This window comes from Pseudomonas sp. BN515 (assembly GCF_029873155.1).
Classification (GTDB): domain Bacteria; phylum Pseudomonadota; class Gammaproteobacteria; order Pseudomonadales; family Pseudomonadaceae; genus Metapseudomonas.
Window position 1 is genome coordinate 1 of record NZ_SSOH01000011.1, and the last position, 18293, is coordinate 18293.

16 protein-coding genes are annotated in these 18293 nt (G+C 65.2%); 5 read left to right on the plus strand and 11 right to left on the minus strand.

The features are described from left to right. The 5 genes from E8E91_RS01250 to E8E91_RS01270 all read right to left on the minus strand — a co-directional run. The coding region (locus E8E91_RS01250; protein WP_280374028.1) for a helix-turn-helix domain-containing protein at nucleotides 1-200 on the minus strand (200 nt) is incomplete at its 3' end. A 199-nt stretch (nucleotides 201-399) separates the two neighbouring features. After that, nucleotides 400-1305, minus strand: coding sequence for an NAD(P)-dependent oxidoreductase (locus tag E8E91_RS01255; protein ID WP_280374434.1), 906 nt, complete (start codon nucleotides 1303-1305; stop codon nucleotides 400-402). 75 nt (nucleotides 1306-1380) lie between these two features. Next, nucleotides 1381-2259 carry an SDR family NAD(P)-dependent oxidoreductase gene (locus E8E91_RS01260; RefSeq protein WP_151132138.1) on the minus strand — a complete coding sequence of 293 codons (879 nt, stop codon included), beginning with the start codon at nucleotides 2257-2259 and terminating at the stop codon, nucleotides 1381-1383. A 37-nt stretch (nucleotides 2260-2296) separates the two neighbouring features. Then, nucleotides 2297-3133: an SDR family NAD(P)-dependent oxidoreductase gene (locus tag E8E91_RS01265; RefSeq protein WP_280374277.1), complete on the minus strand. Its 837-nt coding sequence runs from the start codon at nucleotides 3131-3133 to the stop codon at nucleotides 2297-2299. 70 nt (nucleotides 3134-3203) lie between these two features. Then, a complete protein-coding gene (locus E8E91_RS01270; RefSeq protein WP_280374278.1) occupies nucleotides 3204-4955 on the minus strand; it encodes an FAD-binding protein in 1752 nt (583 codons plus the stop codon). Nucleotides 4956-5236: 281 nt separating this feature from the next. On the opposite strand from E8E91_RS01270, the gene E8E91_RS01275 reads away from it, so the two are divergent. The 3 genes from E8E91_RS01275 (at nucleotide 5237) to E8E91_RS01285 (ending at nucleotide 9380) form a co-directional block, all read left to right on the plus strand. Then, nucleotides 5237-6874 (plus strand): DUF1302 domain-containing protein, encoded by a 1638-nt coding sequence (locus tag E8E91_RS01275; RefSeq protein WP_280374279.1) that lies wholly within the window; start codon nucleotides 5237-5239, stop codon nucleotides 6872-6874. A gap of 23 nt (nucleotides 6875-6897) precedes the next feature. Then, nucleotides 6898-8274: a DUF1329 domain-containing protein gene (locus E8E91_RS01280; RefSeq protein ID WP_280374280.1), complete on the plus strand. Its 1377-nt coding sequence runs from the start codon at nucleotides 6898-6900 to the stop codon at nucleotides 8272-8274. A 113-nt stretch (nucleotides 8275-8387) separates the two neighbouring features. Then, nucleotides 8388-9380 (plus strand): 5'/3'-nucleotidase SurE, encoded by a 993-nt coding sequence (locus E8E91_RS01285; RefSeq protein ID WP_280374281.1) that lies wholly within the window; start codon nucleotides 8388-8390, stop codon nucleotides 9378-9380. Between the two features lie 253 nt (nucleotides 9381-9633). Here E8E91_RS01285 and E8E91_RS01290 read toward each other — a convergent pair whose 3' ends face one another. The 6 genes from E8E91_RS01290 to E8E91_RS01315 form a co-directional block, all read right to left on the minus strand. Then, nucleotides 9634-10404 carry an SDR family NAD(P)-dependent oxidoreductase gene (locus tag E8E91_RS01290; RefSeq protein ID WP_280374282.1) on the minus strand — a complete coding sequence of 257 codons (771 nt, stop codon included), beginning with the start codon at nucleotides 10402-10404 and terminating at the stop codon, nucleotides 9634-9636. Between the two features lie 135 nt (nucleotides 10405-10539). Then, nucleotides 10540-11751 carry an NADH:flavin oxidoreductase gene (locus E8E91_RS01295; protein WP_280374283.1) on the minus strand — a complete coding sequence of 404 codons (1212 nt, stop codon included), beginning with the start codon at nucleotides 11749-11751 and terminating at the stop codon, nucleotides 10540-10542. Further along, nucleotides 11748-12839: a 3,4-dihydroxy-2-butanone-4-phosphate synthase gene (gene ribB, locus E8E91_RS01300; protein WP_280374284.1), complete on the minus strand. Its 1092-nt coding sequence runs from the start codon at nucleotides 12837-12839 to the stop codon at nucleotides 11748-11750. Before ribB ends, E8E91_RS01295 begins: the two co-directional genes overlap by 4 nt. 10 nt (nucleotides 12840-12849) lie before the next feature. Continuing rightward, a complete protein-coding gene (locus E8E91_RS01305; protein WP_280374285.1) occupies nucleotides 12850-13776 on the minus strand; it encodes an alpha/beta hydrolase in 927 nt (308 codons plus the stop codon). An 11-nt stretch (nucleotides 13777-13787) separates the two neighbouring features. Beyond that, complete coding sequence (locus E8E91_RS01310) at nucleotides 13788-14603, minus strand: SDR family NAD(P)-dependent oxidoreductase (protein ID WP_280374286.1); 816 nt, start codon at nucleotides 14601-14603, stop codon at nucleotides 13788-13790. 88 nt (nucleotides 14604-14691) lie between these two features. Continuing rightward, nucleotides 14692-15666 (minus strand): NADP-dependent oxidoreductase, encoded by a 975-nt coding sequence (locus E8E91_RS01315; protein WP_280374287.1) that lies wholly within the window; start codon nucleotides 15664-15666, stop codon nucleotides 14692-14694. 270 nt (nucleotides 15667-15936) lie between these two features. Between E8E91_RS01315 and E8E91_RS01320 the strand changes: the two genes are divergently transcribed. After that, nucleotides 15937-16983, plus strand: coding sequence for a Rieske 2Fe-2S domain-containing protein (locus E8E91_RS01320; RefSeq protein WP_280374288.1), 1047 nt, complete (start codon nucleotides 15937-15939; stop codon nucleotides 16981-16983). Between the two features lie 113 nt (nucleotides 16984-17096). Beyond that, nucleotides 17097-18227, plus strand: a complete 1131-nt coding sequence (locus tag E8E91_RS01325; protein ID WP_280374289.1) for a helix-turn-helix transcriptional regulator — start codon at nucleotides 17097-17099, stop codon at nucleotides 18225-18227. The last annotated feature ends 66 nt before the right edge of the window (nucleotides 18228-18293 follow it).

Genomic DNA, 18293 nt, shown 5'->3' on the forward strand with positions numbered 1-18293 from the left:
GACGTACGAATGGACGCCCCCTGGCTCCAATCCTGCCGACCATGCTTGCGTAACCACACCAACACCGTCGACCGGCCCTGGATGCCATAACGGGCCTGAGCTTCCTTGTAACTCATTTCGCCTTTTTCGACCTGATCGACCACCGCCAATTTAAAAGCCTGTGTGTAATCGCGCTGGCTACGTCGTACACCTTCTGCCATGGAGCTCTCCTGAAAATAAGGGCAAAGGTGTAAACCTTATTCAGGACGGGACAATGGATGCAGAAAGGCCCGCGAAAGCGGGCCTTTTTCGTTCCCTGTGAATTGGCAGGTTTGTGCGGTTGCCGGGGTCCGCACCCGCCGGTGCTTCCCTAACCCCCGGCCCCTCTCCCCTCTTTGGGGAGAGGACCGTGTCAGACCATCACCCCCGATACTGCGCCACCACCTCGTTCACCGCCCGCTGGATGTCGTTGCGCACATACCCTAACAGCGCGGTTTCGGCGGTATCCGGCTCGTAGCTGACGGTATTGCCGCGCCCGGTGTAGAGCGCCATGTCTGGCAGCAGCGGATGCTCCTGGTCCAGCGACGGCACCTCGGCGTCGTTGCCGACGGCGCGCAGGAAGGTCTCGAAGTATTCCGCGTAGCTGAGGTTCTCGTCCCCCACCAGATAGGCCTTGCCCGACTCGCCATGGAGCAGCGCCCCGAGGATCGCCTGGGACAGCGAGCGGGTGGAGATGAAGTTGCTGCCACCGGCCGGACCGAAGAACGGCAACGGCGCGAACTTGCCCTCGGCGTAACGGGTATAGGCCTCGAACATGTCGACTTTCAGCCCCGCCACCGCACCAACCACGAAGGGCGCATTGACGCTGCACACGCGGAAGTCCGGCGTGGACAGCGCACGTACGCCTTGATCCGACAGATGGCGCGACCGCACGTAGGGAATGCTCTCGATCAGTTCCGGCGCCACCTGGGGATAGAAGCTACCCACCAGCACCGCCTGACGGACACCCGCGCTGCGGGCCAGCTCGAAGAAACGCGGAATGGCCTCGACGTTGGCCCGCTGCCAGTGGGCGTCGATGTCACCACCCTGGGGCGCGTGGCGGATATCACTGCCGGCGGCAAACACCAGGGCGTCGAAGCCGACCAGGTCATCACGGCTGAAGCTACCCGCGACGTAGTCGCCCTGCAGCTGCTTCAGGTCAGCGAGTGCGCTGCCCGCTGCAGCTGGTTTGCGCCCGGCAATGGTCACGTCATGGCCGCGGTCCTTGAGGTAAAGCGCGGCATGGCCGCCGATCAGGCCGGTCCCGCCAATCACCAGAATCTTCATCACTTCCTCACTCCTGCATGGAACCCTTCCAGTCCCGTGGTTGAAGCGCCCGGAGCATCCCGGGCGATGGTCGGTTCAGATCACCCGCGCGGGGTGCTGCACACGCGGTGCGCCGAGCATGTCGCGGTAGGACGGCGGCTGCCGCCCGGCGTCTTCAGTGATGCCGTAGCCGGCGGCGAGCTCGGCGGTGATCAGCGTCTGTCCGGAACGTGCGGCCAGCTCCGGGTCGTTCAGCAGCGCGTTGATCACACGGCCGTTGAACTCCGGGGTCTCCGCCATGGCGAGGAATTCCTCGTACTGGTCGGCACGCTCGGCGCCGGCGATCGCGGTGCGTTCGGTGCGCTGCGGACCCAGCCACAGCGAGACCGCAGCGACTCCGGTGTCTTCCAGGTCGATGGCCATATCAGCGGCGAACTTGTCGACGCCGGCCTTCTGCGCACCGTAGGCCGGGCCGTGCATGTAGCAGCCGGCACCGAAGGAGGAGACGAAAGCGATCAGGCCGTGGCCGTTCTTCACCAGCAGCGGCGCGGCGAAGTAGCTGGCGACATAGGACGAGCGCAGGCCGATATCGAGGATGTCCACCATATCCAGGGGCTTCTGCCAGAAGGGGCCCGGATCGATCAGGTTTTCGTGGATGTAGGTGGCGTTGTTCACCAGCAGATCCAGGCGTCCCTGCTCGCGCTCGACGCGGGCAAAAAGTTCGCGCACCTGCTCGTCGTCACGATGGTCGCAGGCCACGACAATGCCACGGCCGCCAGCGCGGGTTACCGCCTCGGCGGTTTCCGCCAGGCTGCCGGGCAGGGTCTGGCCACGCAGCTGGCTGCTGCTCTGGGTGGCGGAACGGCCGCTGAGGTAAACGGTCATGCCAGCTGCGCCCAGGGCGATGGCGATGCCCTTGCCGACGCCACGACTGGCGCCAGTGACCACGGCGACTCTGGAGTTCTTCGCGTTCATTCGGAATTCCTTGTTGCGATCAGCGAAAGCTGGGGTTCTAGAAGTTGAAACCGTTGCCCGTGATTACCGGAACATTGGTCCAGGTGCCTTTCGGGTCGCGGTACCAGCCCGCAGCAGCCAGGGCGCCGCCGTCCACGTGCAACGTGGTGCCGGTCACCCAGCCGGAAAGCGGACTGGCCAGGAAAAGTGCCGCGCCGGCCATGTCTTCCGGCTGGCCGAATCGCCCCAGGGGAATCCAGTTCGGCAGTTGCGCACCGTGTTCCGGCGCGATCATCAGGGACATCGGCAGCTGCGGGGTTTCGGTGGACTCAGGGGCGATCTGGTTGACGCGGATGCCCACTGGGCCCAGTTCCAGGGCCAGACTCTTGGTGAAACCACCGATGGCAGCCTTGAAGGCGGCGTAGACGCTGCAATTGGGAATGCCGCGGAAGGCCTCGATAGACGACAGGCTGATGATGCTGCCGCCCGCACCCTGACGGCGCAGCAGCGGCAGCATGGTGCGGGTCACGCGGAACACGTGCCCCAGGTTGACGGCGTAAAGCCGATCGATATCGTCATCGCTGTATGCGTCGAACGGTTTGGCGATCATCAGCGAGTCGCCGACGTTGTTGATCAGCACGTCGAGACCACCGAAACGGGCCTCGATCCGTTCAGCCAGTACGGCGACCTGCTCCTTGCAGGTCACGTCCGCTTCCACCACCAGCGCCTCACCGCCGCAACTGGCCAACCAGTCACGCACCTGCGCGGCGCGCTCGGCGTCCCGTTCCGCCACTGCCAGCCGGGCGCCAGCGCGGGCGAAGGCTTCGACCATGGCACGGCCTATGCCCACGCCACCGCCGGTGACCAGCACCGTCTTGCCGGTGAAATCGATCATCGCGTCTTCCTCTTTTTTGTTTCTGTTGGGGGGAATACGTGCACCGGGGGCCGCACGGCGGCCCCGTCCGTCAGTCGACCGGCTGCGCCACGTTGCGGCTACCTTCCGTCGCAGCAGCGGCGTGCTGGGCATGCAGGTCTTCCGCTGCACGGAAGCCGAACACCATGGCCGGGCCGATGGTGGAGCCAGCCCCCGGGTAGGTGCGGCCCATCATGGAAGCGGCGCTGTTGCCGATGGCGTAGAGACCGGTGATGGGCGCGCCGTCCTCGCGCAGCACGCGGGCATGCACGTCGGTGAGCAGACCGCCCTTGGTGCCGATGTCGCCGGCATCCACCTTCACCGCATAGAACGGCGCCTTCACCAGCGGTGCCAGACAGGGGTTGGGGGTTACGCTGGGGTCGCCGTAGTAGCGGTCGAATAGCGAATCGCCCTTGTGGAAATCCAGGTCGCTGCCGGCTTCGGCCATCGGGTTGAAGCGCTCCACGGTACGCATCAGTCCGGCCTCATCGACGCCAATGGCGCGCGCCAGCTCCACCAGGCTGTCGGCCTTGTGGAAGTAGCTCTTGAGGTGCGCCGGCACACGGCTGTCGGGCATGGCATAGCCCGGCAGCAGCGCACCGCAGGGGTATTTGTGGCGATAGTCAGCATCGAAGATCAGCCAGCAGGGCACGCTGGTGGCGCCCTCGCGGTTGCTGCCGTACATCGCGTAAACGATGTCGGTGTAGGGCGCGCCTTCGTTGACGAAGCGCTCGCCCGCCGAGTTCACCATGATGCACCCCGGCAGGTTGCGCTCGACGAACAGCGCGCGCTGTTTTTCCTCGCCCTCCACATGAGTGGTAGGTGCCCACCAGCTGTGGTCCATCAGCGCAGTCCGCGCGCCCAAGGCCTGTCCGGCGCGGATGGCATCACCGGTGTTGAACGGCGGCGTGGCGCTCCAGTCGCTGCGCGACGGTTCCGGGTGGTACTGGGCGCGCATGGCCTGATTGCGCTCGAAGCCACCCGCGCCGAGGATCACACCGCAACGGGTCTCCACGCGCAGGGAACGGCCCTGGTGGACCAACTCGGCGCCCACAATGCGGCCGCCCTCTTCCACCAGTTTTTCCAGCCGGCATTCAAGCTGCAGCGCTACGTCACGATCCTTCAACGAAACCCGCAGCGCCGCCACCAGGGCGTTACCCAGGGTGAGGAAGCGGTCGCGCCGCGAGCGCAGGCGCCAGCCCAGGTCGCGCCAGTAGCGCCACATCACCTTCATGGTCAGGCCGACCCAGCCCGGCCCACGGCAGAGCAGCACGCGGGCTTCCTTCATGGTCATGGTCATACGCCCCAGCATCAGGGTGCCCGGCGAGGGTTCGCGCAGGCGCATGAAGTCTTCGCCCAGTTCGCGGGCATCGAAGGGCCCCGGGTCCATGGAGCGATAGCCGGGCTTGCCGCCAGGCACCTCCGGGTAGTAGTCGGCGTAAGCGGCCTGGGCCTCGAAGCGTACCCGCGAGTTCATTTCCAGGTACTGGATGGCACGGTGGCCGTGCTCGACATAGGCCTCGATGCGGCCATCGTCGACCTCACCGTTGGTCACGGCGCGGATGTAGGCGATGGCTTCTTCGGCCGTGTCTTGGCCGCCCAGCGCGGCAATGCGGTGGTTGCAGGGGATCCAGATTCCGCCGCCGGAGATGGCCGAGGTGCCGCCGAAACGGTCGCTCTTCTCCACCACCAGCACCTTCAATCCCAGGTCGTGTGCCCTGAGCGCGGCGGTCATGGCACCGGCTCCGGATCCGACCACCAGTACGTCGCAGCTTTGGTCCCATTTCGGGCTGTTCGCGCTCATCGGGCATGCTCCCTTTTTGTTGTTCGTGGTGCGCAATTGCCCGGATTCTCAGTGCGCCCCCAACCGCCAACATCGTCCGATGGGACTAAGAAAATTCCACAGGAGCCGGGAAACGACATCCCGGCAATAGGTTCCGACAACCCCTCCGCATTCGTACAAACCTCGTAGTCTTTTCGGACGATGTTGCGCCCCCTCGGTGACCACATAGTCAGCCCGCCACACTCAACTCAATCTTGGGCCTGGCGGACCGAGCTGTGCCCAGACACGCCGAGAGCGACATCATGATAAGAACAAGAAAGGGTCATCCCCTTGCGCCGCTTCACTCCGCGATCCGCATTGCCTGCATGGGGCTCGCCCTTGGCCAGGCAGGGCAGAGCCACGCGCTGGCTTTCCAGCCCAACGATGACCTGAAGATTTCCTGGGACACCACCCTCACCTACGCCCTCGCCTGGCGTACCGAGTCCCGTGACCATGCACTGTCCAATGGCTTCCCGAACCCGGCTATCGCCAACATCGACGATGGCAACAACGCCTTCGACAAGGGCAGCCTGATCACCAACCGCTCCAGCTTCCTCACCGAGGCCAACTTCAACTGGAAGGAAGACTTCGGCCTGTTCGTACGTGCCAGCGGGTTCTACGACGACGTCTACAACCGCAGCAACGACAATGGCACCGGCACTTCCAACTGCGTCGCCGGCGGCCAGTGTTCGCAAGCCAACCACTTCCCTCACGGCACCATCGACCAGCACGGTCATGACCTGCGCCTGCTGGACCACTACGTCTACGGCGCCTGGGACCTGGGCGGCCACAACCTCAACCTGCGCGTTGGCGACCAGGTGGTGAGCTGGGGCGAGAGCCTGTTCATCGGCAACGGCATTTCCGGTGCCATGGCCCCGGTGGATGCCACCAAGGCCAACACCCCGGGTGTGGAACTCAAGGAACTCTTCCTGCCGGTGGGCCAGGTGTTCGGCCAGATCGACCTGACCGACGCGCTGAGCCTCCAGGCGTACTACCAGTACGAGTGGAAGAAAACCGAGATCGACGGCGTCGGCAGCTTCTTCTCCGTTTCCGACCAGATCGATGAAGGCGGCTTCACCGATGCCTTCGGCATCACCCGCCGCCTGCACGACGACAACCCCAGTGACAGCGGCCAGTACGGCGTGGCGCTGAACTACGTGGCGGAATCGCTGAACAACACCGAGTTCGGTCTCTACTACGTGCGCTTCCATGACAAGGCGCCGCAGATCGACTTCCTCACCGACTGGAACACCGCCAACTACCGGGTGAAGTACTTCGAGGACATCGACCTCTACGGCGCGAGCTTCTCCACCGTGGTCGGCGACACCAACATCAGCGGCGAGGTGAGCTATCGCGACGGTCAGCCGGTGCTGGTGGATACCGGCCTGGTGCCGCACCCGGTACGCGCCGAAACCATGCAGGCGCAGATGTCGTTCATCCACTCCATCGGCACCACGCCCTTCGCCGACAACGCCACCCTGACTGGCGAGGTGGGCTACAACGAGGTGCTCGATAACGACAAGGCACCCAGCTTCACCGCTTTCGTTCCGGATGGTCTCGGCGGTGCCTTCCCGCTGGTCACGCCGAACACCGACAAGCTGTATTTCGACAAGAGCTCCTGGGGCTACACCCTCAACCTGTCCCTGGAGTACCTGAACATCTTCAACGGCTGGGACCTGACCGTGCCCCTGATCTTCAGCCAGAACCTGGGAGGCGACTCTTCCATTCCGGGCACCTTCGGCATGGGTGAAGGTGACCATCGCCTGGGCGTCGGCACCACCTGGCGCTACCTCAACAACTTCACAGTGGAAGCTCGCTACAACGCCTTCCTCGGCGATGCCGGCGACACCCCCTTCGCGGACCGCGACAACTTCGGAATCAACGTCAAGTACAGCTTCTGATCCACTGCCGCAGGAGACTCATGATGCAACTTAACAACAAGACCCCGCTCCTGGCCGGCGTTCTCGCCGCCGCTCTCGCCAGCACTCCGGTCCTGGCCAAGGTCACCCCGGAAGAGGCCAAACGCCTGGGCGACGACCTCACCCCCATGGGGGCAGAAAAGGCCGGCAACTCCGATGGAAGCATTCCTGCCTGGAGCGGCAAGTGGCTGGGGGCTCCGCCCCAGGTCAACTACGCAGGTACAGGCACCGCCTATGGCGACCCCTATGCCGATGAGAAGCCGCTGTTCGTGATCACCGCCGATAACATGGCGCAGTACGCCGACAAGCTCACCGAAGGTCAGAAGGCACTGTTCCAGCGCTACAAGAGCACATTCAAGATCCCGGTTTATCCGAGCCATCGCGACTTCCGCTACTCCGACCGGGTCCTGCAGCGCACCCTCGCCAACGCCACCAGTGCCGAGTTGGTCAGCGACGGCAACGGCGTGATCAACGCCATCGGCGCCTCGCCCTTCCCGATCCCGAAGAACGGCTACGAGCTGATGTGGAACCTCAACCTGCCGGCCCGTGCCTGGAAGGAAGACGCCATCTACACCATGGCGCTGACCCTCTCCAATGGCACCCGCTCGCTGGAGTCCATGGACTACAAGATCCTCTCGGTATGGGACTCACCCAAGGAATCCGTGGAAACCTTCGGTGGCCAGCAGGCCTACGCCCTGGTCCAGACCCTGGAGCCGACCCGCAAGAAAGGCGAGATCATCCTCGCCCATACCTTCACCGACCCGATCGCCTCGCCGTCGCAGTCCTGGCAGTACCTGCCGGGTAATCGCCGGGTGCGGCGCGCACCGACCGTTGCCTATGACACCCCGTTCGGCGCCGGTGGCTTCCGCGTAATGGACGAGGACCGCCTGTTCAACGGCGCCCCGGACCGCTACGAGTGGAAACTGGTAGGCAAGAAGGAAATCTACATCCCGTACAACAACTACAAGCTGGACGACCCGAGCCTGAAGCTCGACAACCTGCTTTCCACCAACGGCCACGTCAACCCCGAGTACATGCGTTATGAGCCGCACCGTGTCTGGGTCCTGGAGGCCACGCTCAAGCCCGGCAAGCGTCACATCTACGGTAAGCGCGTGCTCTACATCGACGAGGACTCCTGGATCGCCGTACTGGCCGACAACTACGACGGCAAGGGCCAGCTCTGGCGCAGCAACATGCAGACCACGGCCTACGCCTACGACCTGCAAGGCTTCCAGGCCCGGGTCGCGATCTTCCACGACCTGATCGCCGGCTCCTACCTGACCGACCGCCTGCTCAACGGCAAGCCGCCGGCGAAGCTGAACAACAGCGATTACGAAGCTGACTACTTCTCCGTCGCCAACCTGCGAAAGCTGGGCAAATAAGCGCCCTGATCGAGCGAGGCCCCCGGGCCTCGCTTTTTTGTGTCCCGCTGCAAACCGCCTTAGTTCAGCCAGCAGTCGACCCAAGGTTCCCTTCTTCCGATAGAGGAAACGAGATGACGCACACGCTGTTGAAATCCGCCATCAGCCTGGCCGCCCTGTCCCTTTCGCTCCAGGCCAGTGCCCTGAACATTCTTCTGACCAACGACGACGGCTGCCGCGCTCCCGGCATCGACGCCGTGTACCAGGCGCTGGTCGCCGCCGGCCACCAGGTGACCCTGGTTGGGCCGCAGAACGACAGCAGCGGCATCGGCGCCGCCAGCGTTGTGGTGCCCGGCCAGGCTGTCGCCATTACCCAGCTGGCGCAGGACAAGTACTGCGTCGGCGCTCCCGCCGGCTACACCCCGCCGGCTGGCAAAACCTCCGCCATCGGCACCCCGGTGGACGCGGTGAACGTCGGCCTCGACCTGCTGCTCAAGGACAACCGCCCGGACCTGGTGGTCTCCGGCACCAACTTCGGCGACAACGTCGGCCCGCTGACGCAGATGTCCGGCACCGTGAACGCAGCCGTCCGCGCCATGTTCAAGGGCGTGCCGGCGGTGGCCGTGTCTACCGCCATCGACCTGCAGCTGATCGCACAGAACCCGCAGGCCGGCTACCAGAAAACCCTCAACGCAATGGACGACACCGCACGCTTCGCCGTCCGCGTGATCAACCGCGCCGCCGCCATCGGCGCCGAAGCCAAGCGCATCTGCGATAAGAGCCACGGCAAGGCCAAGCCCTACTGCGAGACCAACGTGATCGGCCTGCCGGGCAACACCGGGCTGAACATCAACTACCCGGCGCTGGAGTCGGGTGAAGTGACAGGCGTGGCCTTCGCGCCGATCAGCGACTGGGGCAACGTGGTCTTCCAGCCGCAGCAAGGCGCTGACGGCGTGGTACGGGTGAACCTCGTCCCTCCGCCCGCCCCCACCGCCGAACAGAAGCAGGGTGACTCCTACCAGCTGTCTCTCGGCAAGGCCGTGATCACCCCCATCGACGGCAACTACACCGCCTCCGCGCTGGTCCAGGCGCAGGCGAAGCTGATGTTGGGTGGCGTGCAACCCTAAGCTTTCAGGGTTAAAAAAAGAGCCCCGCGAATGCGGGGCTTTTTGTTGCGGGTTCGTGGGGAGCTCAATATCGCCTCGCAGCTCCCGTAGGTTGGCGCAGAGCGCAGCGAAGCCCAACGTTACCCGGCATCAGGTCCGTACCGTTGGGCTTCGCGTAGCTCAGCCACAACCTACGAAAGGCGCATGGTGCGTAGGGTGGATGTCGCTCTTTACATACACCAGCGAAGTTCGGGTGAACCCCACGCCTTGTGCGTCAGACGCCGTATCCCCCATCCACCGCCAGTATCTGCCCGGTCGTGTAACCGGCGCGGCGGGATGCCAGGAAGGTCACCGCTTCGGCCACTTCTTCCGCCATGCCCCATCGCTTGATGCACAGCTTGGCCTGCACTGCATCCTTCCACCGCTCGTCGAAGGTGCCGTCGGCCCAGAGGCGGTGGAAGATTCCGGCGTCGATCACGCCGATGGCCACGCTGTTGGCGCGGATGCCGTGGCGGCCCTCTTCCTTGGCGATGCCCTGGATCAGCGACTCGATGGCGGCTTTGGGTGCCACGGACAGCACATCGCCCTCCGGCCAGCGGAACAGCCCGGCGGAGCTGATATGCACGATCGAACCACCGCCCTGTTCGCGCATGTGCGGCAACAGGCACAGCACCAGATTGAGGAAACCGTTGAGGTCGGCGTCGATCACCCGCTTCCATTGCGCGAGGTCGAGATCACCGATGCGCGGCTGGCTGATGTCAGAGCCGGAGGCGATCACCAGGGTGTGAATGCGCCGGCCAGCGGTGAGCTTTTGCAGCGTTGCGGCAACGCCCGCTTCATCGCCGAGGGTCAGTTGCACCGCCTCGGCGCGGCACCCCTGTTCCATCACGGCACCGACCACGGACTGCGCGCGTTCAGCGTTGCGGTGGTAGGTGAGCACGACATCGCTGCCAGCTTCGGCCAGGCGCTCGCAGATTGCCTGGCCCATGCCACCACTGCCGCCCACTACCAGGGCGACGCCTTCGGGGAATGCTTCACGAGTCATGGGTGTTCCTTGTTGTTGTGGATAACGCCTGTAGGAGCGAATTCATTCGCGAAAGGCCGCGAAGCGGCCCCAAATCCCTGAGGCAGAGCCGTGCTCTGCTTCGCGAATAAATTCGCTCCCACAAGAGCATTCGAGCTAGGCAAACACCGCCGGCTGATTCAGCACGCAGCGAATCCCCCCAGGCAGCCCCATGCTGGCCACGCACTGGTTGCAATGGGTGCAGGCGCTGCGCCAGGTGGCGCCTTCGTGCTGAAGGCGTTGCGGCAGGTGCGGGTCGTTGAGCAGGGCGCGGCCGAGGGCGAGGAAATCGAAGCCTTCGTTCACCGCTCGCGCCATACCCTCGGCGCTGGCCACGCCGCCCAGGTACACCAGGGGCATGGACACTGCCTTGCGCATCTGTCGGGCCAGTTCGAGGAAGTAGAGTTCTTCGAACGGCAGGTCCGGGAAGCTCGCGCCGCCAAACCATTTCATCGCCGTGCGCTGCAACGGGTTCTTCTCCAGCGGCACCATCTGCTGCAACGGGCTGTCACCACGGAAGAGGAACATCGGCGTGCGGCTGACCAACCCGCCGCTCATGACGATGGCGTCCAGCCCTGCCTGCTCCAGCAATCGCGCAGCCTGGCAGGCGTCCTCTATGTCCAGACCGCCCTTGAACCCATCGCTCAGGTTGAGCTTGGCCAGGATCGGGAAATCCGGCCCCACGGCGCCGCGCACCGCCGCCAGCACCTGCAGCGGCAGACGCATGCGGTTTTCCAGCGAGCCGCCATAGGCGTCACGACGCTTGTTCAGCGCCGGGGAGATGAACTGGCTGAGCAGGTAGCCATGTCCCATGTGGATTTCGACGGCGTCGAATCCCGCGTCACGGACCAGGCTGGCCGCCGCAGCGTACTCGGCGACGGTACGGCCGATGTCGGCGATGCCCATGGCGCCGCCGAAGGGAATGCCGGAGAACAGCCCGTACTGGTTGATACAGGCGCTTGGGCCACGCGGCCGTGGGATGTTGCGCGGGCGATTGCGACTGAAGTAGCCGCAGTGGGCGAGCTGGGCGGAGATGGCACCACCCTCGGCGTGCACCGCTGCGGCCAGGCGCTGCAACTGCGGGAAGATGCCGGCATGCATCCACATCTGGTCAGGGAAGGTCAGGCCATCCGGAGAGACACCGCAATAGGCCACCGTGGTCAGACCGACACCGCCTCGGGCCATGGCGGCGTGATGGCGGATCAGGTCGTCGCCCGGTATCCCGCCGGGGCACATGCCTTCGAAGGTGGCGGTCTTGATCAGGCGGTTGCGCAGTTGAAGGCCGGCCAGGCGGGCCGGTTGCAGCAAAGTATCCAGTTGCGGGTTCATGCTGGCTCCCGTGCGTCGAAGGGGACGAATTCAGCGACCTCCAGCTCGAAGCCGGACACCGCCTTATAACTCACCGGAAAGCTCAACAGGCGCATCTTGCGCACACCCACATCGCGCAGGATCTGCGCACCGACGCCCAATGTGCGCTGCGGGAAGCTGGGCGGACGCAGCTTCTGCGAACCTTGCTGGAGCTGCTCGATCACCGTCGCCGGGGTTTCCTGGTGCGCCAACAGCACCACGACGCCTGCGCCCTCCTCCGCCACCTTCGCCAGGGAGCGGTCGAGGTTCCACTGGTTCGGGTGGGTGTCGAGCAGGTCGCGCAAGGTCTCCGCCGCCTGTACCCGCACCAGCGTGGGCCGATCGCGGCGGACCTCACCACGAACCAGGGCCAGGTGCAGTTGCCCCTGGTAGTCGTCCAGGTAGGTGATGACGCGGAACTCGCCGTGACGGGTGTGAATGGGGTACTCGCCGGAGCGGCGGATGGTGCCTTCATGCAGGATGCGGTAGTGGATCAGGTCGGCCACGCTGCCCACAGGCAGGCCGTGGCGCTGGGCGAAATCACGCAGCGCCTGGCCACGAGCCGGTTCGCCCTGCTCGTCGAGAATACTGACCAGCACGGCGGCCGGCATCAGGCCGGCGAGCCGAGCGAGATCGCAAGCCGCCTCCACATGGCCGGCCCTCTGCATCACGCCGCCAGGCTGGGCACGCAGGGGGAAGATGTGACCAGGCTGGACGAGGTCAGCGGCGCTGCTGGCGGGGTCCACGGCGACCGCAACGGTGCGGGCGCGGTCAGCAGCGGAAATGCCGGTGGACACCCCGCTTCGCGCTTCGATGGACAGGGTGAAGCCCATCCCGTGGCGGGCACGCGAGTTGGGCACCATGAGCTCCAGGCCGAGGGCCGTGCAGCGCTCCTCGGTCAGGGCAAGGCAGATCAGCCCGCGAGCCTCGCGGGCCATGAAGTTGATGGCGGCGGCATCGGCCTGGCCGGCGGCAATCACCAGCGAGCCTTCGCCTTCCCCTTCATCGTCGGTCACCACCAGCATGGCGCCACTGGCCATGGCTTCGATCAGTCGCTGCGGGCTGTCCATGTCCATTTCCTCAGTTCAATGCCTGGCGCAGGTCGGCAGCCGCCGCTTCCAGCGCGGACTGGGCCTTGCCGACGAATGCGGACATGCTGATGAAGCCGTGGATCATGCCCTCGCAGCGTTCCAGGCGGACCTTGACGCCAGCCTGTTGCAGACGCTTGGCGAAGGCTTCGCCTTCGTCGCGCAACGGATCGTATTCGGCACTGATCAGGGTGGTTGGCGGCAAGCCGGCCAGGTCTTCGGCACGCAGGGGCGAGGCCAGGGCGTCGTCGACCAGCTCGGCACGGGGCAGGTACTGGCTCCAGAACCAGCGCATCTGCTCGCGGGTCAGGAAGTAACCTTCGGCAAAGGCTTCGTGAGACGCGCTGTCACAGCGGGCATCGGTGGCCGGATAGAACAGGCACTGGTAGGCGATACGCGGGGCCTTGCGGATCTGCGCCAGGCGGCTCACGGCGATGGCCAGGTTGCCACCGGCGCTGTCCCCGGCCACGGCCAGGCGGCTGGCGTCAAAGCCCAGTTCGCGGGCACGCTCCACCAGGTCGCAGGTGGCGCGATAGCAGTCGTGGGGCGCCGCCGGGAAGCGGCTCTCCGGAGCCAGGCGGTAGGCCACCGAAACCACCACGGCGTTGCACAGGCGCGCGAGGCTGCGGCAGAGGTTGTCGTGGGTGTCGATATTGCCGATGACGAAACCGCCGCCGTGGAAGAACACCAGCAATGGCAGGTCGTTGCGGTCTTCCGGGCGGTAGAGGCGCGCATCCAGTTCACCCTCGGCACCGGCCAGCTTGAGGTTGCGCACCTCGAACAGGCGGTCGCCGGGAATCGGCGGCATCAGGTTGTCGCAGAACTGCCGGTACTGCACGGGGTCGAGCTGGCTGTAGTCCGGTTGCGGCATGCCGCTGAATTGCTGGAGCACAGCGGCGATCTGGGGGTCGAGTGACATGCTGGCGCTCCTTATGCGTCGGCCATCTGGAAGACCGGATTGGTCTCGTCGAGGATGCTGGTGAGGCGCCGTTCCAGCGCCGGCTTGAAGTTCTTGTGGGGCAGCAGCCAGAAACGCTCTGCCTCGATGCCGGCGAAGACTTCGCGGGCCAGTTCGCGCGGATCCATGCCCTGGCGGATGCTGCTGTCAAGCAACGCGTCGAGCTGGCCGGTGGCGCCACCGGCGGCCTGGTTGGAATTCATGATGTCGCTGGCCACCGGACCCGGGCAGAGCACGGCCACACGGACCTGGGACTGCAGCACGGCCAGTTCGTAATGGAGGGTTTCCGACAGGGCCACCACCGCCTGCTTGCTGACGGTGTAAGGGCCGAGCATGGGGCTGCACACCAGCCCGGCGAGGGAGGCGGTGTTGACCACCTGAGCCGGACGCTGCTGGCCAAGCAGCAGGGGGACGAAGCTGCGGATACCGTTGATCACGCCGCCAAGGTTGATGTCCAGCAGGCGCTGCCAGCGGTCGGCGCCGATCTCCCAACTGAAGCCGGTCTGCAGGACGCCGGCGTTGTTGAACAGCAGGTCGACACCGCCGAAACGTTCCACCGCCAGGTCACGCAGGGCATCCACCTGGGCCGCATCGCCCACGTCGGCCACCCGGCTCACCACCTCCACGCCCTGCCCTTGCAGTTGTTCAGTGAGGGCCGACAGGCGCTGCCCGTCGACGTCGCTCAATACCAGGCGCAATCCCCTCGCGCCCCCTTCTTCCGCCAGGCCGCGGCCTATGCCGCCGGCCGCACCGGTGATCACCGCCACCTGGCCCTGTTCGATACGCATGGCTGACGCTCCTGCCTCTTGTTGTAGTGGTCGCCAGTAGAGCGGCTCCGGCCCGTCTATCCATCGTCCGAGCGGACGAGGCTTGAGGTCAGCCGGCGACTTGCAGCACCTGCTTGCGTCGCGCGTGCCCATGCTGGAGCCGATCGTGGGCGCTGGCCACGTCACTCAGGGGCAGCAGGTCCAGCGCGGGCGGCCGCACCCGGCCAGCGGCCAGCAGGCTGGCGATGCGCCCCAGCAATTCGCCGCTGGGCATGCGGCTGTAGGCCACCGCCGTGCGCAGGCCGCGTCGGGCCGCTTCGGCGTGATCGGGGCCGGCGTCGCCCGGCGCCAGGGTGAGGATGGCGACCAGCGCACCGCCCGGCCGCAACAGGTCGAGCCCGTTCGGCAGGCTGCCGCCGCCGATGCAGTCGAGCACCAGGTCGACGCCCTCCGGCGCCCATCGGCGCAGGGCTCCGTGGATGTCACCGGCGCGGTAGTCGATGGCGAGTTCGGCGCCCAAAGCCTGGGCCTGGCTGGCGTTGTCGGCGCTACAGGTGGTGGCGATGCGCGCACCGGCACAGCGGGCGAACTGAATGGCGAATCCGCCCACCGCACTGCCGCCGCCATGCACCAGCACGGTCTGGCCGGGACGCAGGGCGCCCTCTTCGAGCAGGCCGGTCCAGGCCGCCAGTGCTGGCGTCGGCACAGCGGCGGCAGCGGCGAAGTCGAGGTTCTCCGGCATCGACACCAGGGAGGCACGGGAGACGCAGGCGTACTCGGCGTAGGAGCCCCACTTGCCGGCGCCGACATCACTCTGGGCGAACACCCGGCTGCCCAACGGCAGGTCGTCCACGCCCTCGCCCAACGCGGCTACGGTTCCAGCCAGGTCGAAGCCGAGGACGAAGGGAAAGCGATAGTCGAGGAAGCCGCCCAGGTAACCCTCACGGCATTTCCAGTCCGCCGGGTTCACCCCGGCGCACACCACTTGCACCAGCACTTCGCCGGGGCCGGGTTGTGGACGCTCAAGTTCCTTGAGTTGCAGGACTTCGGCTCCGCCGAGGCGTTCGATCACCACTGCACGCATGCGTGTCTCCAGGTCAGTTTCCAATTGAGTGGCGCGCCTGGGAGCAGTCTTGCCCGGCAGGGACAAATGGCGTGGGCGACGCACTTCGGTTGATGTCAGCGCCGGTTTGTTGCGCTTGCTCGCAGTAAAACCGTGGCGCCAACCAGGGCCATCGTCCGATCAGACGATGCCGGGAAATGCTGGCACCGCAGAATCCGGTCCGTGCACGCGCTGCAACGGTCTGCCTGAGTCGGATGCAGCCCTCCAGAACCCTGATGGGAGAACAAGAAGATGAGTACCCTGCACCGCATCGAAGCCAAGCAGCTGGAGCCCCGTTACGCGCGTGGCTGGCACTGCCTGGGCCTGGCCAGCCAGTACCGTGACGGCAAGGCCCACCGCCTGGATGTATTCGGCACCCGCCTGGTGGCCTTCGCCGGAGAGGACGGGCAGATCCGCATCCTCGACGGCTACTGCCCGCACATGGGGGCCGACCTGAGCCAGGGTTGCGTCGAGGGCGACGCGATCCGCTGCCCCTTCCATGAATGGCGCTGGCGCGCCGACGGCATCTGCGACGACATCCCCTATGCCAAGCGCATTCCGCCGCGGGCGAAGATCAAGTCCTGGCCGGTTTCCGAGCAGAACAATCTGCTGTTCGTCTGGAACGACCCGGAAGGCAACCCGCCGATCGAGGAGCAGGCCATTCCACGTATCGATGCCTGCTTCAGCGACGAATGGGCCGAGTGGGAAGTGGCCGAGCTGAAGATCGACACCAACTGCCGCGAGCTGATCGATAACGTCGCCGACATGGCGCACTTCGACTCGGTGCACGGCACCGAGCTGACCCACTTCAGCAACAAGTTCGACAAGCACCTGGCAATCCAGTACATGCGCGGCGGCAGTGCGCGCCTGTCCGGCGACAGCCAGCTGGCCACGGTGGCCACCTACTACGGCCCGGCCTACCAGATCACCGAAATGACCGGCGCCATGGGCGGTGTGGAAATCCACTCGATCCTACTCAACTGCCATGTGCCCATCGACCTCGACAGCTTCACTTTGCGCTACGGCGTGCTGGTCAAGAAGGTACCGGGGCTGACTGACGAGCAGAACCGCGAGATGGCAAAGGCCTACGTGAAGCAGGCGCAGGATGCGTTCTACGAGGACGTGGCCATCTGGCACACCAAGACCCGCGTGGACAACCCGCTGCTCTGCGATGGCGACGGCCCCGTCTACCAGCTGCGCAAGTGGTACGACCAGTTCTACACCGACATCGCTGAACTGAGCGCCGCCGCCAGCGAGCCCCGCACTTTTGTTGTCCTGGATGTGAAAGAGCCGGCGTAAGCCGGCTCCTTGCCAATCGTCAACCGATCGACGGAAGACGATTGGCCTTGTAAATAAGGCTGAAGAGTCTGTAAGAATCTTCCCAAGTCATAAAAATAAGAAAGCTTTCAGACATGGCACACGTACTCACGCTCGACGAGTTCAGCGGGATGCTCCGCGACCTCTACAAGGGGCCGCTGGAAAACATTCCGTGGACTACGTTCCTCGATCAGCTCAAACACTGCCTTGCGTCCCGCTATGCCACCTTCATCCTGCGGCCACCGAGCCAGCACGTTGAAGGCCTGACCATCAATACCGATGGTGCCTCGGCCGAAGTCACGCACTCCTACAACCAACATTTCTACAACCTGGACCCCTTCGTTGGCCTGCCCAACCGGCAGGTGATCACCCTGGCGGAGTTCGTCACCGACTGCGACTGGCTGAACTCGGAGTTCTACAAGAACTTCATGGAGCCGGTGGACGTGTTCCACATCCTCGGCGCCGACATCAACACCAGCGATGGGGCACAGTGTCGTATCCGCATTTCCCGGGGCAAGCAGGACCCGGCCTTCACCCAGTCTGACAAAGACCTGCTGACCCTGTTCCTGCCGCACCTGGAGCAGGCGGTGCAGTTGCACATGCACCTGAACCGGGTGGAAAGCGAGCGCAACCTCTATGCCGGTGCCGTGGACCAGCTGGCGGTGGGCACCATCATCCTCGACCAGGACGGCAAGTTGCTGCAGAAGAACCGTCTGGCCGAACGCCTGCTGGAGGAAAAGGACGGCATCAAGGTAGTCAACGACACCCTGCAGGTGGGCACGCCGCGCGACAGCCAGCTGTTCCGCCAGTTGGTGAAGCAGGCCCTGCTGTCGCAAAAAAGCAACCACCCGTCGGTGGTGGAGGCCATGCGCGTACAGCGTCCGTCCGGCCGTGCCGACCTCGGTATCATCGTGCGCTCCATTCCGCCCGCCACCTGGAACGAGGGCAAGCAGTGCCCCTCGGTAGCCATCTTCATCAGCGACCCGGAACAGGAATCCAGCGCGCCCCAGGAAATCGTCAAGGCGCTGTTCGACCTGACGCCGGCCGAGGCCCAGTTGGCGATGCTGCTGGCCAACGGCCTGACCCTGGACGAGGCCTCCGACGCCCTCGGCATCAGCCGCAACACCGCACGGGCCCACCTGCGCTCCACCTTCTCCAAGACCGGCGTGACTCGGCAGACCATGCTGGTGCGGTTGATCCTGCGCAGCGTGGCGACACTGGGCTGATTGGTCTGCCCTCCACCGTTCGCCAGCAAGCTGGCTCCTACAGCTGGTGCGACGCTGGGCTGAGCG

What these genes read in the sequence shown, in the direction of transcription:
- E8E91_RS01255 (WP_280374434.1), bottom strand. Translation starts at nt 1,305, where the DNA reads ATGAAGATTCTGGTGATTGGCGGGACCGGCCTGATCGGCGGCCATGCC.
- E8E91_RS01260 (WP_151132138.1), bottom strand. Translation starts at nt 2,259, where the DNA reads ATGAACGCGAAGAACTCCAGAGTCGCCGTGGTCACTGGCGCCAGTCGT.
- E8E91_RS01265 (WP_280374277.1), bottom strand. Translation starts at nt 3,133, where the DNA reads ATGATCGATTTCACCGGCAAGACGGTGCTGGTCACCGGCGGTGGCGTG.
- E8E91_RS01270 (WP_280374278.1), bottom strand. Translation starts at nt 4,955, where the DNA reads ATGAGCGCGAACAGCCCGAAATGGGACCAAAGCTGCGACGTACTGGTG.
- E8E91_RS01275 (WP_280374279.1), top strand. Translation starts at nt 5,237, where the DNA reads ATGATAAGAACAAGAAAGGGTCATCCCCTTGCGCCGCTTCACTCCGCG.
- E8E91_RS01280 (WP_280374280.1), top strand. Translation starts at nt 6,898, where the DNA reads ATGCAACTTAACAACAAGACCCCGCTCCTGGCCGGCGTTCTCGCCGCC.
- E8E91_RS01285 (WP_280374281.1), top strand. Translation starts at nt 8,388, where the DNA reads ATGACGCACACGCTGTTGAAATCCGCCATCAGCCTGGCCGCCCTGTCC.
- E8E91_RS01290 (WP_280374282.1), bottom strand. Translation starts at nt 10,404, where the DNA reads ATGACTCGTGAAGCATTCCCCGAAGGCGTCGCCCTGGTAGTGGGCGGC.
- E8E91_RS01295 (WP_280374283.1), bottom strand. Translation starts at nt 11,751, where the DNA reads ATGAACCCGCAACTGGATACTTTGCTGCAACCGGCCCGCCTGGCCGGC.
- ribB (WP_280374284.1), bottom strand. Translation starts at nt 12,839, where the DNA reads ATGGACAGCCCGCAGCGACTGATCGAAGCCATGGCCAGTGGCGCCATG.
- E8E91_RS01305 (WP_280374285.1), bottom strand. Translation starts at nt 13,776, where the DNA reads ATGTCACTCGACCCCCAGATCGCCGCTGTGCTCCAGCAATTCAGCGGC.
- E8E91_RS01310 (WP_280374286.1), bottom strand. Translation starts at nt 14,603, where the DNA reads ATGCGTATCGAACAGGGCCAGGTGGCGGTGATCACCGGTGCGGCCGGC.
- E8E91_RS01315 (WP_280374287.1), bottom strand. Translation starts at nt 15,666, where the DNA reads ATGCGTGCAGTGGTGATCGAACGCCTCGGCGGAGCCGAAGTCCTGCAA.
- E8E91_RS01320 (WP_280374288.1), top strand. Translation starts at nt 15,937, where the DNA reads ATGAGTACCCTGCACCGCATCGAAGCCAAGCAGCTGGAGCCCCGTTAC.
- E8E91_RS01325 (WP_280374289.1), top strand. Translation starts at nt 17,097, where the DNA reads ATGGCACACGTACTCACGCTCGACGAGTTCAGCGGGATGCTCCGCGAC.